This window comes from Streptomyces sp. NPDC059010 (genome assembly GCF_042740355.1).
GTDB lineage: Bacteria > Actinomycetota > Actinomycetes > Streptomycetales > Streptomycetaceae > Streptomyces.
Map to the genome: position 1 here is coordinate 26,403 of NZ_JBHYJA010000017.1, position 14,353 is coordinate 40,755.

The window sequence follows — 14,353 nt, forward strand, 5'->3', positions numbered from 1 at the left end:
CGCCCCCCCGCGGGGCCGCCCCCGCCCCCTCGGTGGCGCCTCGCCCCCCCCGCCCTCGCGCGCCCCGGGGGGGCAGCCGCAGATCGATAGAGTCAGCGGAGCGCTCAGGCATCCCTGCGCCGCCGTGCCTGCCAGAGCGCTGCCGCGCCCAGAACCGTCACCACGGCGATTCCGGCCACCAGGCCCAGTGCGGGGCCGTCGTCGCCCGAGTCGGCGTTCTGCTCCGTGGCGCTCTTCCCAGAGGCGTTCTGGTCTTCCGCGGCCGTCGGTTCCTTCGCTCCCGACACCTGCTCGCCGCACCCCTTCTCCGGGTATCCGGTGATCGCGCAGAGCAGGGCGTTCGTGTCGTAGCGCAGGGGTTCGGCCACCGCTGCGAGGGCCTCTGCCGCGGTCGCGTCCTCGCTCACGCGGGCGCATACCGTACGGCGGGCCGGGGGCGTCTCGCCCGACGGGGCGTCCGCCGCCGTACCGAAGTCGATGACCAGCGCCACCCGCTTCTTGCCGTCCTGGGCCGGGGTGCGCGCGCAGATCACCTCGAACACGGCGGCGCCCCTCGGCCGTGCCGCGTCCTTGGAGTCCTCGCTCACCGCGAACCGGAAGCCCTGGACGTCGCCGTCGGAGGGGCGGGCGGTGGAGGGGCCCTGGGTGGCGTAGGTCCAGGTGTCGCCGGCGCGGTCCCAGAAGGACCAGTAGCGGTAGCCGGTCGCCTGGGCGGCCTGGGCCGCGCCGGTCAGGAGGACCAGCGCGGCCAGGAGCGTGGCGAGCGTGCGCCGGATCACGGGCGACGGCCCTTGGTGCGGCCGCTCAGCAGGAAGCCGACGCCGATGCCCGCGACCAGGCAGACGCCGACGATCCACCAGACGCCGACGCCGTTGTCGTCGTCCGCCTTCTGCTCGGACGCCTTTGCCGACTCCGCCGCCGTCGTCCGCGGTGCGGGACCCTGTGCGTTGAGCTGCTTGACCAGGTCCGTGCCGCCGAAGTCACGCGGGTCGGCGCCCGCCGCGTCGGCGGCGAGGATCAGCTGGGCGTAGGCGGCGGGGCCGCTCTGCTTCGCCCAGGCCGCGGCGTTCTTCTCCAGCCACTCCAGGGGCTTCTGGGCCGCCGAGGCACCACCCTGTACGGCGAGCGCGACGACCACGTCGGCGGTGTTGCCGTAGTCGGGCTGGTCCTCGGCGCCGGCGAGGGCGGACTTCAGGTGGCCGTCCTTCGCCACGGCGTCCGCCAGGTAGGAGGCGCCGTTGGCCGAAGCCTGCTCCGGAGTGAGGTCAGCCGCGTCGGTGCAGGCGATGTCCTTCTTCTCACCGCCCCGCGGCGATATGCCCATCCCCAGCGCGCCGACGACGGCCGCAGCCGTAGCGTCCGCGTTGGCCGACAGCTTGCCCTTCTTGTCGGGCTGGTAGGCGAAGGCGCCGCCCTTCGCGCACGGCAGGGCGAGCTTCAGCAGAGCGTCGTAGGGTGACTTGCCGTCCTTGCGGATCTCGGCGGGGTCGTCGCCGAAGGCGTGGAGCGCCCCGATCACGACGGACGTCGAGTTGGCGTCGCTGGCTCCGCCAGGTGTGTAGCCCCAGCCGCCGTCCTTGTTCTGCACGGACTTCAGCCAGGTCACCGCCTTCTTGACCTCGGTGTCGCGCTCACCGACCGCGGCCAGGCCCTGGACGGCGACGGCCGTGCTGTTGGTGTCCACCATGGCTTTGGCGTCACACGCCTTGGAAGGGTCGGCGCGGAAGGCCGTGAACGCCCCGTCGGCGCACTGCTGCCCGGCCAGCCAGTCGACCGCCTTGGCGGCCGGCTCCAGCTTCATCCGGTTCTGCGCGATCAGCGCGAGCGACTGGCGCCAGACGCCGTCGTACGTCGGGTCGGTGGTGCCGTACAGCCCGGCCGGGAGCGAGGCGGACGGCGACGGGGTGGCGGCCTGGGCGACCGGGGTCGCGACGCCGATCACGGTGACGGCGGCCAGGACCGCGGCGCTGCGGCGGACGTACATGATCGGCGGGTGCCCTTCCCTAAGGGGAACCGGGCAGCACAGGGAGGACCCCCGGGCGGCTCGGCTCCGTATACCTCGACGGTGCCGCACTCCGGCCCACTGCCGGGGTACGTGAGCCGGTCACGAATCCGTACCGGGCGATCCGGCTTGCCAGTTGCAGGCTCACGGTTGCGGGTCAGCGCCGGTTTTGCACCGGCTTCCCCCTGTACGGGTGTGATGACGACGCCGACACTCTACCCGCCCGTAACCGGCCCCCTGAGGGGCGCCTGTGCGGGCGGGCGGTCGGGCCCGGCGGCGCGACCCCCGCAGCACAGGAGGCTCAGCCGTCGGCCCTCGGGGTGGGGCCGCCGAAGGGGAGGTGGAGGGTCCGCGAGGTGAGCAGCCAGGTGCCGTCCGGCTGTCTGCGGAAGGCGTCCTCGTAGTGGCCGATCTGGACGGGCGGGCCCGCCGGGACGATGCCGCCCTCGTGGCCGTCGACGCGGTAGGTCGTGAAGTACGAGGTCGCGGTCGCCGTGTCCGGGGCCGTGACCGTGACGAGGACGTTGGACATCATGCGGCGGGAGAGCCGGTCGGCGGGGCGGGAGCCGAAGTACGCGCGAAGCGCGTCCCTGCCCTCGACCGACCGATCGCCCTCCGGCCAGGACCAGACGCCGTCCTCGGTGAACAGCTCGGCGACAGAGGCCGGTTCGCCGAGGTCGAGGCGGTGGACGAAGTCGATGATGACGCGCTCACAGGCGCGTTCGGCGAGAAGGAGCTCCATGGGCACGTATTAAACGGCCCCGTACGTCACCTCAAGCCGCCACGGACGTCGCCTCAGACCGCCACGTACGTCACCGGCTCGCTCCCCGTCACCGCCTCCGCCCTCCCCAGCTTCACCAGGCGTCGCAGATGCGCCTCCGCCTCCGCGATCGCGATGTTCCTTGAGGGGTACGGGATTTGGTCCCAGGGGCGGTTCCACTCCATGCGCTCGGCGAGCTGCCAGGGAGTGAGGGGTTCGGCGAGGAGGGTGAGGAGGCCGGTGAGGCGGGACTCGTGGTGGTCCAGCAACTGCCGTACGCGTGACGGCGCGTCGGTGAACGTGTGCTGGTGGGCCGGGAGGACCTCGGCGGGGGACAGGTGGGCGACACGTTCGAGGGAGGCCAGGTAGTCGCCCAGGGGGTCGGTGACGGTCGTGTCGTCGGGGTCCTCGTAGAGGCCGATGTGCGGGGTGATCCCGGGGAGCAGATGGTCGCCGGAGAACAGGCGTCCGTGGCCCGGGAGCCGGGCCGGGTGGTCCTCCTCCAGGTGCAGGCAGACATGGCCGGGCGTGTGACCCGGGGTCCAGATCGCGCGCAGGCGGCGGCCGGGGAGGTCGAGGAGTTCGCCGGGGACGATCTCGCGGTCGGGTGCGGCGGGGGAGAAGCCGGGGAGCGTGCTCGGCCGGCGGGCGGTGCGCAGCGGGGCCACGTGCGCGTCGGGGGCGCCGGCCGCCGTGAGCTTGGCCGCCATGTAGGAGAACCACCGCTCGGGCCGCGTCGTCCGGGTGCGCCGTACGATCGCCGCGTCCGCCGCGTGCATCGCGATCCAGGCGCCGGAGGCCTCGCGCACCTTGCCGGACAGGCCGTGGTGGTCGGGGTGGTGATGGGTGATCACCACGCCGTGGATCTCGGCGGGCGCGGTGCCGCAGGCCGCGAGCCCCTCCGCGAGGGTGTCCCAGGACGCCGGGTCGTCCCAGCCGGTGTCGACGAGCACCGGGCCCCGGTCGGTGTCGACGACGTACACCAGGGTGTGGCCGAGAGGGTTGTCGGGGATGGGGACCCGGATCGACTTCACGCCGCCGCCGTGGTCGTACATCTGCGTCATGGGTTCCCCAATCGCCGCGACACGTTCCGGCCGACCGGATCACTATAACTAGAACAGGTTCCGATGGGAGCCCGAGTCATCTACGTGCGGTCCGTGGACTACTCGGGGCGGAACTGGTATCAGTGCGTAGATCTGATGGATCGTCAGAGTTGCGCTCCGGGGAGGCAGTCGGCCATGACCGAGCTCGTGGAACACGGACAGCTGTTCATCGGCGGGGAGTTGACCGACCCCCTGGGCAAGGACGTCATCGAGGTGATCTCGCCGCACACGGAGGAGGTCATCGGACGCGTCCCGCATGCCTCGTCGGCCGACGTCGACCGGGCGGTGGCGGTGGCGCGCAAGGCGTTCGACGAGGGGCCCTGGCCACGGATGAGCCTCGACGAGCGCATCGAGGTCGTCACCCGCATCAAGGACGGAATCGCCGTACGGCACGAGGAGATCGCCCGCGTGATCTCCTCCGAGAACGGCTCCCCGTACTCCTGGAGCGTCCTCGCCCAGGCCCTCGGCGCGATGATGGTCTGGGACGCGGCGATCACGGTCGCGCGGAACTTCACCTACGAGGAGACCCGCGACGGCGTCCTCGGCAAGATCCTCGTCCGGCGCGAACCGGTCGGCGTCGTGGCGGCCGTGGTCCCCTGGAACGTCCCGCAGTTCGTCGCCGCCGCCAAGCTCGCCCCCGCGCTGCTCACCGGCTGCACGGTCGTGCTCAAGCCGTCGCCCGAGTCACCGCTGGACGCCTATCTCCTCGCCGAGATCGCGAAGGACGCCGGGCTGCCGGAGGGCGTGCTGTCCATCCTTCCCGCGGACCGCGAGGTGAGCGAGTACCTCGTCGGGCACCCGTCGGTCGACAAGGTCTCCTTCACCGGCTCGGTGGCCGCCGGCAAGCGCGTCATGGAGGTCGCCGCCCGCAATCTCACCCGCGTGACACTGGAGTTGGGCGGCAAGTCGGCGGCCGTCGTCCTGCCGGACGCGGACGTCGAGGCGACCGTCGCCGGAGTCGTCCCGGCGGCCTGGATGAACAACGGCCAGGCGTGCGTCGCCCAGACCCGCATCCTGCTCCCGCGCTCCCGCTACGACGAGTTCGCCGAGGCCTTCGCCGCGGCGGCCGGCGCGCTGGTGGTCGGCGACCCGCTGGACCCGGCGACCCAGGTGGGCCCGCTGGTGGCGCAGCGGCAGCAGCGCAGGAACCTCGACTACATCCGGATCGGCCAGGAGGAGGGCGCGAAGATCCTGGTCGGCGGCGGGCGCCCACAGGGGCTGGAGCGGGGCTGGTATGTCGAGCCGACGCTCTTCGGGGACGTCGACAACTCCATGCGGATCGCCCGCGAGGAGATCTTCGGGCCGGTGATCTGCCTCCTCCCCTACGGCGACGAGTCCGAGGCCGTGAAGATCGCCAACGACTCCGACTACGGCCTGAGCGGCAGCGTCTGGACGGCCGACACCGCGCACGGCATCGAGGTCGCGCGCCGGGTCCGTACCGGCACCTACTCGGTGAACACCTTCAGTCTCGACATGCTGGGCCCGTTCGGCGGCTACAAGAACTCGGGCCTGGGGCGGGAGTTCGGCCCCGAGGGCTACGGCGAGTACCTGGAGCACAAGATGATCCACCTCCCGGCGGGCTGGGAGGCGTAGGGGATGGGTGAGCGCAATGGGTGACCGCTGGCATGTCGAGGTCGACCGGTCGGTGTGCATCGGCTCGGCGCAGTGCGTCCACCACGCCCCCGGCGACTTCCGCCTCGACACCGGCCGCCAGTCCCATCCGGCCGCCCCGGAGACCGACGCGAACGAACGGATCCTCGCGGCGGCGGAGAGCTGCCCGGTGGAGGCGATCGTGATCACGATGCTGGAGAGCGGGGAGCCGGTCTTTCCCCCGGAGGAATAACGCCAGAAAAATCCCTTTCGGGGGGTTCATTTCCGATGGGATGTTCTATTCTGGAAATCGGCCTACGAGGCGAGTGAGGGAGTCCGAACCGGAGTAGCCGACTCTGGCGAGAAGCAGACGGCTTCCGCTGGGGCCGACATCGACGGTCCGGGCTGAGAGGCCGGAAGGCAGCAGTCGGGCCGGACGGCGACCCCCGGAACCTGATCCGGACCATACCGGCGAAGGGAACCCGTCTCGTAGGTCTCAGTCATACCCGGGGGCCTTACTTGCCGGCCTTGCCTGATCCCTCCGGATTCGTCAGGTCGATCAGGCGGCACACCGTCTCGATGTCGATCTTGACCTGGGCGATCGAGGCGCGGCCCGAAAGCCAGGTGATCAGGGCCGAGTGCCAGGTGTGCTCGATGACGCGGACGGCGGAGAGCTGTTCGGGCGTCGGGTTCTCCAGGCCCATCGCGTCGAGGATGATCACCGTCGTCTGGCGGGAGACCTGGTCGACCTCGGGGGAGACGCTGCGGTCGGCGAAGGTCAGGGCGCGGACCATGGCGTCGGCGAGGTGCGGCTCGCGCTGCAGGGCACGGAAGGCGCGCATCAGGGTCTCCGCGACCCGCTCGGCCGCCGTCTCCCCCTGTGGCGGCTTCTTCCGCAGCGTGCCGTGCATGTGCTCCAACTGGTCCTGCATCGTGGCGACCAGCAGATGGATCTTGGACGGGAAGTAGCGGTACAGGGTGCCCAGGGCCACCTGTGAGGACTCCGCGACCTCCCGCATCTGCACGGCGTCGAAACCGCCCCGGCTGGCGAGCTGCGCGCTGGCGTGCAGAATGCGCCGCCGCCGGGCCTCCTGCCGCTCGGTGAGGGGCGGGGAGGAGGAGCTCGCGCTACTGGCTTCCGCAGGCATGGATCCCGTTCCGTGACAGTCGGTGAGGGTGGGTGACCGGACAGAGCATGCCAGGGCGGCGGCCGTGGCGTGAATCACCTGATCCATCGCTCACAGCGGCACTACCTGCCGGTAGATTCAGAGCCTCTTGAACGATCAAGTCTGAAACTTGTTCTAGATTAGCCTCCCCGCGTAATCTCGCGGGACAATGCAGGGAGAAGGGGGCCCAGAGTGACCGCTGAGGCCAGGGAGGCAGGGCCCTCGGAGGACCCGGCCGCCGACGGCGAGCGACCGCTCGACATCGCGCTTCTCACCTATAAAGGGAACCCGTTCTGCGGCGGCCAGGGCGTCTACGTACGACACCTCTCCCGCGAGCTGGCCCGCCTCGGCCACCGCGTCGAGGTCATCGGCTCCCAGCCCTACCCGGTCCTCGACGAGGACGCCGACCACGCCGGCCGCCTCACCCTCACCGAGCTCCCCAGCCTCGACCTCTACCGCCAGCCGGACCCCTTCCGCACCCCGGGACGCGACGAGTACCGCGACTGGATCGACGCGCTGGAAGTGGCGACCATGTGGACCGGCGGCTTCCCCGAACCGCTGACGTTCTCGCTCCGCGCCCGCCGCCATCTGCGCGCCCGGCGCGGCGAGTTCGACGTCGTGCACGACAACCAGACGCTGGGATACGGCCTGTTGGGCGACGTCGGCGCGCCCCTCGTCACCACCATCCACCACCCCATCACCGTCGACCGCCAACTGGAACTGGACGCGGCCGAGGGCCGGCGCCGGCGGCTGTCCGTGCGCCGCTGGTACGCCTTCACCCGCATGCAGAAGCGGGTGGCACGCCGCCTGCCGTCGGTCCTCACCGTGTCGGGCACGTCCCGCGAGGAGATCGTCGACCATCTCGGCGTACGGCAGGACCGTATCCACGTCGTGCACATCGGCGCGGACACCGACCTGTTCTCGCCTGATCCCTCGGTACGCTGGATACCGGGCCGCATCGTGACCACCTCCAGCGCCGACGTCCCGCTGAAGGGCCTCGTGTTCCTGGTCGAGGCACTCGCCAAGGTCCGCGCCGAGCACCCCGACGCCCACCTCGTCGTCGTCGGCAAGCGGCCCGAGGAGGGCCCGGTCGCGCAGGCCATGGAGCGGTACGGCCTCGAAGACGCCGTCGAGTTCGTCAAGGGCATCTCCGACGCCGAACTCGTCGACCTGGTGCGCTCGGCGCAGGTCGCGTGCGTGCCGTCGCTGTACGAGGGCTTCTCCCTGCCGGCCGCCGAGGCCATGGCGACGGGCACCCCGCTGGTCGCCACGACCGGCGGGGCGATCCCCGAGGTCGCCGGACGGGACGGCGAGACATGTCTGGCGGTGCCGCCGGGCGACGCGGGAGCACTGGCCGCCGGGCTGAACCGACTGCTGGCCGACCCCGAGCTGCGCGCGAGACTCGGCACCGCCGGACGCGAGCGGGTGCTACGGCACTTCACCTGGGCGCGCGCCGCCGAGGGCACCGTGGCCCGGTACCGCGAGGCCATCGCCCGCTCGGCGGGCAGCGAGCAGGCCCGCTCCTCCGCGAGCCCGGCACCGGACCGCCCCGCGGCCGCACAGACCTTCGCCACCAAGGAACTCGCCGCATCCAACCCCGAAAGCAGGGCCACGTGCTGACCGTCGACTTCTCCCGGTTCCCGCTCGCCGCGGGCGACCGCGTCCTGGACCTCGGCTGCGGTGCCGGCCGGCACGCGTTCGAGTGCTACCGGCGCGGCGCCCAGGTCGTGGCGCTGGACCAGAACGGCGAGGAGATCCGCGAGGTCGCGAAGTGGTTCGCGGCGATGAAGGAGGCGGGCGAGGCACCCGAAGGGGCCACCGCGACGGCGATGGAGGGCGACGCCCTGGCCCTCCCCTTCCCCGACGAGTCCTTCGACGTCGTGATCATCTCCGAGGTCATGGAGCACATCCCGGACGACAAGGGCGTACTCGCCGAGATGGTGCGGGTGCTCAGGCCCGGCGGCCGGATCGCCATCACCGTCCCGCGCTACGGCCCCGAGAAGGTGTGCTGGGCGCTGTCCGACGCGTACCACGAGGTCGAGGGCGGCCACATCCGCATCTACAAGGCGGACGAACTGCTCGGCAAGATCCGCGAGGCGGGCCTGAAGCCGTACGGCACCCACCACGCCCACGCCCTGCACTCGCCCTACTGGTGGCTGAAGTGCGCGTTCGGCGTCGACAACGACAAGGCGCTGCCGGTGCGCGCGTACCACAAGCTGCTGGTCTGGGACATCATGAAGAAACCACTGGCCACCCGGGTCGCCGAACAGGCGCTGAACCCGCTGATCGGCAAGAGTTTCGTGGCGTACGCGACCAAGCCGCACCTCCCCCGGGTGGACGCCAAGTGACCACCCCCCGGACAGAACACCTCGTCCTGCCCGGGGTCCTCACCGCCGAGCAGGCCGCCGCGACCGTGGCGGGGATCCTCGCCGTGCAGCGGGAGGACGGGGCGATCCCGTGGTTCCGCGGGCACCACCTCGACCCGTGGGACCACGTCGAAGCGGCGATGGCCCTGGACGCGGCCGGTGAGCACACCGCCGCCGAGCGCGCCTACGACTGGCTGGCGACGCACCAGAACGACGACGGCTCCTGGTACGCCGCCTACCAGGACGGCGCCTTCGACGACGTCACCGACACCGGGCGCGAGACCAACTTCGTCGCCTACATCGCCGTGGGCGTCTGGCACCACTACCTCTCCACCGGCGACGACACGTTCCTCGACCGCATGTGGCCGTCCGTCTACTCCGCGATCGAGTTCGTCCTCCGGCTCCAGCAGCCCGGCGGGCAGATCGGCTGGCGGCGCGACGAGGACGGCACGGCGACGGCCGACGCCCTGCTGACGGGCTCGTCGTCCATCCACCATGCGCTGCGGTGCGCTCTGGCCATCGCCGAGCAGCGGGAAGAGACACAGCCGGACTGGGAGTTGGCCGCGGGTGCCCTGCGGCACGCGATCCGCCGTCACCCCGAGCGGTTCCTGGACAAGGACCGCTACTCGATGGACTGGTACTACCCGGTGCTGGGCGGGGCGTTGACCGGCGCCGAGGCCAAGTCCCGGATGGAGGAGAGCTGGGAGCGGTTCGTCGTTCCCGGGCTCGGGGTGCGGTGTGTCGTGCCCAACCCCTGGGTGACAGGCGGCGAATCGGCCGAACTCGCGCTCGCCCTGTGGGCGATGGGGGAGTCCGACCGGGCGCTGGAGATCCTCCAGTCCATCCAGCATCTGCGGGATGCGGAGAGCGGGCTGTACTGGACCGGGTACGTCTTCGACGACGACGCCGTCTGGCCGCGCGAGCTGACGACCTGGACGGCGGGGTCGCTGCTGCTGGCCGTCGCCGCGCTGGGCGGGCACGAGGCGACCTGCGCGGTGTTCGGCGGGGACCGGCTGCCCATGGGGCTGGACCCGGACTGCTGCGACGCCTGAGAGCCCGGGTGCGGGGCGTTCTAGTGGCGGTGGACTCGATTGGCTATCGCGTGGCCGACGAACAGGTAGACCACCGCCGCCAGCCCGTACCCGGCCACGACCCTCGCCCACTCCGCGTCGAACGTGAACAGGTCGTGCGACCAGCCCGCCAGCCACCGCGCCGCGTCATGGACGAACTGGACGAGGTCGTTCGCACGGTTGGCGTCCAACAGGTACATCAGGATCCACAGGCCCAGGATGAAGGCCATCACGTCGGCGACGATCGCTATGACCGTGCCGGCCTGGTTCGCACCGTTGCGATATCGAGGGGACATGCCCGACGAGTAGCCCTTGAATCCTGGATGAAACCCGACGCGCAGGGCTATGCGCCGGGCTACGAGTCGGGCTCCCCGGCGGGCTATGAATTGAGCTCGGCGAGCACCCGCAGGGTGTGCGGGTCGGGCGCGAGGGCGAGCAGATCGGTCACCGGCCCCTTCCGCCACAACTCCAGCCGCTCGGCGATCCGTTCACGCGGCCCGACGAGAGAGATCTCGTCGGCGAAGGCATCGGGCACGGCGAGGACGGCCTCGTCCCGGCGTCCGTCGAGGAACAACTGCTGAATCCGCCGCGCCTCCCCCTCGTACCCCATCCGAGCCATGAGATCGGCGTGGAAGTTGCGGGCCGCGTGGCCCATGCCGCCGATGTAGAAGCCGAGCATGACCTTGACGGGAAGCAGCCCTTCGGCGACGTCGTCACAGACCCGCACCTGAGCCATGGGAGCGACGACGAACCCTTCCGGCAGATCGGCCACCGCCTCCCCGTACACCCCCTCCGGCCTGCTCGGCGACCAGTACAGCGGCAGCCAGCCGTCGGCGATCCGGATGGTCTGGGCGACGTTCTTGGGACCCTCGGCGCCGAGGAGGACGGGGAGGTCGGCCCGGAGGGGGTGGGTGATGGACTTCAGAGCCTTGCCGATACCGGTGGCGTCCGGACCCCGGTACGGGTGGGAGTGAAAACGCCCGTCGAGCTCGACGGGGCCCTGGCGCGCGAGGACTTGCCGTACGACATCGACGTACTCGCGCGTGGCGGTCAGCGGCGAGGCGGGGAACGGCCGTCCGTACCACCCCTCCACCACCTGCGGTCCCGACAGCCCGAGCCCCAGCATCATCCGGCCGCCGGAGAGGTGGTCGAGGGTGAGGGCGTGCATGGCGGTCGTGGTCGGGGACCGGGCGGCCATCTGGGCAACGGCCGTGCCGAGCCTGATGTGTGACGTCTGGGCGGCGATCCAGGTGAGCGGCGTGAAGGCGTCCGAACCCCAGGATTCAGCGGTCCAGACGGAGTCGTAGCCGAGCCGCTCGGCCGCCTGGGCGAGGGGGACGTGGTCCGCGGAGGGGCCACGCCCCCAGTAGCCGAGTGCCAGCCCGAGCCGCATACGCCTGCCTCCTGACGGAGCGTCAGATGGGAGTGTGGGGCTGCGACTGTACGACAACGGCCCCTCACCGGGAAGGGTGAGGGGCCGTCGTCATACGGCTTGGCTGCTCAGCCGCGCTGGATACCCGAGGTGTCCTGCAGCACGCCGCGACGGCCGTCCTGCGTCTGGGCGACCAGGGCCGGACCGCGCTGCTCGACGGCCAGGTACCAGGTACCCGGCGCGAGTTCGGCGATCGGAGTCGGCGAACCGTCCTCCGCGAACAGCGGACGCGCCACGGGCACGGCGAACCAGAACGGCGAGAAGTCAGCGGCGGGCGCAGGAGCGGGAGCCTGCGGCTGCCCACCCCCGAAGGGCTGACCCGGCTGAGGCTGCCCACCGTAGGGCTGCTGCGGCTGCGGCGCACCGGCACCCGGGTACCCGTAACCACCCTGCGGCTGACCGCCGTAGGGCTGCGGGGCGGCGGGGCGGGGGGCCGGGAGGAGGGCGGCCTGGAGGGCGGGGACCAGGGGGGTGGCGATGGCGGCGGCGGCGAGGAGCAGGGTGGCGATCAGCATGAGGATCAGCCCAGTGCCCGCGTCGGGGCCGGAAGAGCCTCCGCCGACGTTGTTCAGGCCGCCCGCTGGGTCGAAGACGTTGCCGAGTGCGCTCCAGGCGGCGAAGACGGTGAAGGCGATCCCGAACTGGCCGAGGTCCAGACCGGCGACCTTGGGCACCTGCGGCAGCCCCCGGGCGACCACGATGAGCGCGGCACCGATGAGGCCCGCCAGGACAACGCCCAGCAGGAGCGGTCCGCTGCCCCAGGCGTTCGGCATGTCGATGCCCGCGGCACCTTCGTCGGAGTAGAGGTCGAGGAACGACGCGATCAACAGCAATACCGCTGCCCCGATCACCACGCCGTCGCCTCTAGTGAGGGAGCGGATATTCACTTCAGGTCCTTCGTCAGTCGTCTCGTCATCGGCATCGCTGGAGGCGTCGCTGTCACCATGTCGCCGTAAGGCCCCGGTGCGAAGCGCAGGGGTGGCCCCTCATCGTATGGACGACCTTATCGTCCGACCGACGAGGGTGTCCGCCGGGATCAGCCCGCTGATCACTACCCGCGCAGGAAACTCACGATTCCCTCAGAGATCCCCCGCGCTGCCTTCTGTCGCCACGCGCCGTCGGTGAGCAGTGCCGCGTCCTTGCTATCGCGCATGTTGCCGCACTCGATGAACACCTTGGGAACCGTTGACAGATTGAGACCGCCGAGGTCCTCGCGTGTGACCAGTCCGGTGCCGGCGCCGACGTAGTTGGAGGGGGCGCTGCCCGTGACGCGGACGAAGGAGCCGGCGATGCGCTCGCCGAGGTCACGGGAGGGGGTGACGATGGGGCCGGTGTTCGCGGCGCCCTTGTCCACCTTGCCGGGGAGGATGACGTGGAAGCCGCGTTGGCCGGTGGAGGCGCCGTCCGCGTGGATGGAGACGACGGCGTCGGCGTGGGCCTTGTTGCCGATCTCGGCCCGCTCGTCGACGCAGGGGCCCCAGGAGCGGTCGCCGTCCTGTGTGAACTTCACCGTGGCGCCCTGCTCATGGAGCAGCGTGCGCAGCCGGTGGGCGACGTCCAGTGTGAACTTCGCCTCGGTGTAGCCGTCGTTGGTGGACGTGCCCGTCGTGTCGCACTCCTTCCAGTTGGTCCCGATGTCCACCTTGCGGTTGATTTCGGCCGTGTGCTGGAAGTTGTTGGGGTTGTGGCCCGGGTCGATGACGACGACCTTGCCCTTGAGGGAGCCGGAGGCGGCGGGGGCGGAGGTGGAGTCGGCCGTCGGGTCGTCGGTGGGGGTCGGGCCCGGCGGCTTGTCGTCGCTCGTCGCGGAAATCGTCGGTGCCGTGTCCGACGGCCGTACGGCCGCGTTGCCCGACCCGTCCGCGTCGGCGGAGTCACCCAACGCCTCGTACATCACCCACCCCAGCAGCGCCCCCGGCACGAGAGCTGCGGCCGCCACGGTCAGGGCGCGGCCGCGACGGCGGCGGGGCTGGGGAGGATCGAAGTCCGGACCTACGTACGACACGCCTGCCACCATACGGGGCGACCACGGCCTTCGCGGGAAGCCCCGGCCGAGCCGCGCGGAAGATCAGACCGCGCAGATCAGACCCCTGTCCCCGGCAGATCCGGCCCCTGTCCCCGGCGGATCAGGCGCGTGCCCTCGCGAGATCAGGCGCCTTCCCCCATGCGCCGCAGCACCCGCAGCGACTCCGTCGCCGACACCTCCGTGAACGCCCCGGACTCCAGTGCCCGGAGGTAGATCCGGTACGGGGCCTGGCCGGTGAACTCGTCCTTCGGGTCCGGGAACACGTCGTGGATGACGAGCAGTCCGCCCTCGGCGACACGCGGGGCCCAGCCCTCGTAGTCGGCGTTCGCGTGCTCGTCGGTGTGGCCGCCGTCGATGAAGACCAGGCCGAGGGGGGTGCCCCAGACCTCCGCCACCTGCGGCGAGCGGCCGACCAGGGCGACCACGTGGTCCTCCAGCCCGGCCTTGTGCAGTGTGCGGCGGAACGTCGGCAGCGTGTCCATCAGGCCGAGCTCGGGGTCGACCGTCTCGGGGTCGTGGTAGTCCCACCCCGGCTGCTGCTCCTCGCTGCCGCGGTGGTGGTCGACCGTGAGGGCCGTCACCCCGGCCTCGCGGGCGGCGTCGGCGAGCAGGATCGTGGAGCGGCCGCAGTAGGTGCCGACCTCCAGGAGGGGGAGGCCGAGTCGGCCCGCCTCGACGGCCGCCGCGTAGAGCGCGAGCCCTTCGTCCACGGGCATGAAGCCCTTGGCCGCCTCGAACGCGGCCAGGATCTCCGGCTTGGGGGCCGTGGACATGGGGTTCCTTTCGGTCGTACGAGCGTATGGGCGCCCATGCTGCCGCACCCCCTGCCGGTGAAGCG

15 protein-coding genes and 2 riboswitches are annotated in these 14,353 nt (G+C 71.3%); of the genes, 5 read left to right on the forward strand and 10 right to left on the reverse strand.

Features of this window, described 5'->3' with window-relative positions; genetic code table 11:
- Nucleotides 1-104 precede the first annotated feature (104 nt).
- From ACFWYS_RS19855 to ACFWYS_RS19870, 4 genes are all read right to left on the reverse strand, one after another.
- Nucleotides 105-779, reverse strand: coding sequence for an SCO2322 family protein (locus tag ACFWYS_RS19855; RefSeq protein ID WP_384770265.1), 675 nt, complete (start codon nucleotides 777-779; stop codon nucleotides 105-107).
- On the reverse strand, nucleotides 776-1,984 hold the full coding sequence (locus tag ACFWYS_RS19860; protein ID WP_384770267.1) for a prenyltransferase/squalene oxidase repeat-containing protein: 1,209 nt from the start codon (nucleotides 1,982-1,984) through the stop codon (nucleotides 776-778). The genes ACFWYS_RS19855 and ACFWYS_RS19860 overlap by 4 nt, the downstream gene beginning before the upstream one ends.
- 114 nt (nucleotides 1,985-2,098) lie before the next feature.
- Nucleotides 2,099-2,221: riboswitch (cobalamin riboswitch) on the reverse strand.
- Nucleotides 2,222-2,303: 82 nt separating this feature from the next.
- Nucleotides 2,304-2,744 (reverse strand): nuclear transport factor 2 family protein, encoded by a 441-nt coding sequence (locus tag ACFWYS_RS19865; protein ID WP_384770269.1) that lies wholly within the window; start codon nucleotides 2,742-2,744, stop codon nucleotides 2,304-2,306.
- A 53-nt stretch (nucleotides 2,745-2,797) separates the two neighbouring features.
- Nucleotides 2,798-3,826 carry an MBL fold metallo-hydrolase gene (locus ACFWYS_RS19870; RefSeq protein WP_384770272.1) on the reverse strand — a complete coding sequence of 343 codons (1,029 nt, stop codon included), beginning with the start codon at nucleotides 3,824-3,826 and terminating at the stop codon, nucleotides 2,798-2,800.
- A 174-nt stretch (nucleotides 3,827-4,000) separates the two neighbouring features.
- Between ACFWYS_RS19870 and ACFWYS_RS19875 the strand changes: the two genes are divergently transcribed.
- Entirely contained in the window at nucleotides 4,001-5,458 is a 1,458-nt protein-coding gene (locus ACFWYS_RS19875; protein WP_384770275.1) for an aldehyde dehydrogenase, read from the forward strand.
- Nucleotides 5,459-5,474: 16 nt separating this feature from the next.
- On the forward strand, nucleotides 5,475-5,708 hold the full coding sequence (locus ACFWYS_RS19880; RefSeq protein ID WP_384770707.1) for a ferredoxin: 234 nt from the start codon (nucleotides 5,475-5,477) through the stop codon (nucleotides 5,706-5,708).
- A 65-nt stretch (nucleotides 5,709-5,773) separates the two neighbouring features.
- Nucleotides 5,774-5,952, forward strand: a riboswitch (TPP riboswitch).
- Nucleotides 5,953-5,970: 18 nt separating this feature from the next.
- Here ACFWYS_RS19880 and ACFWYS_RS19885 read toward each other — a convergent pair.
- A complete protein-coding gene (locus tag ACFWYS_RS19885; protein WP_384770278.1) occupies nucleotides 5,971-6,603 on the reverse strand; it encodes a TetR family transcriptional regulator in 633 nt (210 codons plus the stop codon).
- A gap of 210 nt (nucleotides 6,604-6,813) precedes the next feature.
- On the opposite strand from ACFWYS_RS19885, the gene ACFWYS_RS19890 reads away from it, so the two are divergent.
- Genes ACFWYS_RS19890 through ACFWYS_RS19900 form a run of 3 tightly spaced genes read left to right on the forward strand, consistent with a single transcriptional unit; the run spans nucleotide 6,814 to nucleotide 10,039 of the window.
- A complete protein-coding gene (locus tag ACFWYS_RS19890) occupies nucleotides 6,814-8,241 on the forward strand; it encodes a glycosyltransferase family 4 protein (protein ID WP_384770280.1) in 1,428 nt (475 codons plus the stop codon).
- A complete protein-coding gene (locus tag ACFWYS_RS19895) occupies nucleotides 8,235-8,969 on the forward strand; it encodes a class I SAM-dependent methyltransferase (RefSeq protein WP_384770283.1) in 735 nt (244 codons plus the stop codon). The genes ACFWYS_RS19890 and ACFWYS_RS19895 overlap by 7 nt, the downstream gene beginning before the upstream one ends.
- On the forward strand, nucleotides 8,966-10,039 hold the full coding sequence (locus tag ACFWYS_RS19900) for a prenyltransferase/squalene oxidase repeat-containing protein (protein WP_384770285.1): 1,074 nt from the start codon (nucleotides 8,966-8,968) through the stop codon (nucleotides 10,037-10,039). The genes ACFWYS_RS19895 and ACFWYS_RS19900 overlap by 4 nt, the downstream gene beginning before the upstream one ends.
- Nucleotides 10,040-10,059: 20 nt before the next feature.
- On the opposite strand, the gene ACFWYS_RS19905 is transcribed toward ACFWYS_RS19900, so the two are convergent.
- The 5 genes from ACFWYS_RS19905 to ACFWYS_RS19925 form a co-directional block, all read right to left on the reverse strand.
- Complete coding sequence (locus ACFWYS_RS19905) at nucleotides 10,060-10,353, reverse strand: hypothetical protein (protein ID WP_384770288.1); 294 nt, start codon at nucleotides 10,351-10,353, stop codon at nucleotides 10,060-10,062.
- 83 nt (nucleotides 10,354-10,436) lie between these two features.
- A complete protein-coding gene (locus tag ACFWYS_RS19910) occupies nucleotides 10,437-11,450 on the reverse strand; it encodes an LLM class F420-dependent oxidoreductase (protein WP_384770291.1) in 1,014 nt (337 codons plus the stop codon).
- A 107-nt stretch (nucleotides 11,451-11,557) separates the two neighbouring features.
- Nucleotides 11,558-12,376, reverse strand: a complete 819-nt coding sequence (locus ACFWYS_RS19915; RefSeq protein WP_384770293.1) for a hypothetical protein — start codon at nucleotides 12,374-12,376, stop codon at nucleotides 11,558-11,560.
- Nucleotides 12,377-12,540: 164 nt separating this feature from the next.
- Nucleotides 12,541-13,494 (reverse strand): N-acetylmuramoyl-L-alanine amidase, encoded by a 954-nt coding sequence (locus ACFWYS_RS19920; RefSeq protein WP_384770296.1) that lies wholly within the window; start codon nucleotides 13,492-13,494, stop codon nucleotides 12,541-12,543.
- A 143-nt stretch (nucleotides 13,495-13,637) separates the two neighbouring features.
- A complete protein-coding gene (locus ACFWYS_RS19925; protein WP_384770299.1) occupies nucleotides 13,638-14,288 on the reverse strand; it encodes a class I SAM-dependent methyltransferase in 651 nt (216 codons plus the stop codon).
- Nucleotides 14,289-14,353 lie beyond the last annotated feature (65 nt).

What these genes read in the sequence shown, in the direction of transcription:
- ACFWYS_RS19870 (WP_384770272.1), bottom strand. Translation starts at nt 3,826, where the DNA reads ATGACGCAGATGTACGACCACGGCGGCGGCGTGAAGTCGATCCGGGTC.
- ACFWYS_RS19905 (WP_384770288.1), bottom strand. Translation starts at nt 10,353, where the DNA reads ATGTCCCCTCGATATCGCAACGGTGCGAACCAGGCCGGCACGGTCATA.
- ACFWYS_RS19925 (WP_384770299.1), bottom strand. Translation starts at nt 14,288, where the DNA reads ATGTCCACGGCCCCCAAGCCGGAGATCCTGGCCGCGTTCGAGGCGGCC.
- ACFWYS_RS19865 (WP_384770269.1), bottom strand. Translation starts at nt 2,744, where the DNA reads ATGGAGCTCCTTCTCGCCGAACGCGCCTGTGAGCGCGTCATCATCGAC.
- ACFWYS_RS19885 (WP_384770278.1), bottom strand. Translation starts at nt 6,603, where the DNA reads ATGCCTGCGGAAGCCAGTAGCGCGAGCTCCTCCTCCCCGCCCCTCACC.
- ACFWYS_RS19860 (WP_384770267.1), bottom strand. Translation starts at nt 1,984, where the DNA reads ATGTACGTCCGCCGCAGCGCCGCGGTCCTGGCCGCCGTCACCGTGATC.
- ACFWYS_RS19880 (WP_384770707.1), top strand. Translation starts at nt 5,475, where the DNA reads ATGGGTGACCGCTGGCATGTCGAGGTCGACCGGTCGGTGTGCATCGGC.
- ACFWYS_RS19875 (WP_384770275.1), top strand. Translation starts at nt 4,001, where the DNA reads ATGACCGAGCTCGTGGAACACGGACAGCTGTTCATCGGCGGGGAGTTG.
- ACFWYS_RS19910 (WP_384770291.1), bottom strand. Translation starts at nt 11,450, where the DNA reads ATGCGGCTCGGGCTGGCACTCGGCTACTGGGGGCGTGGCCCCTCCGCG.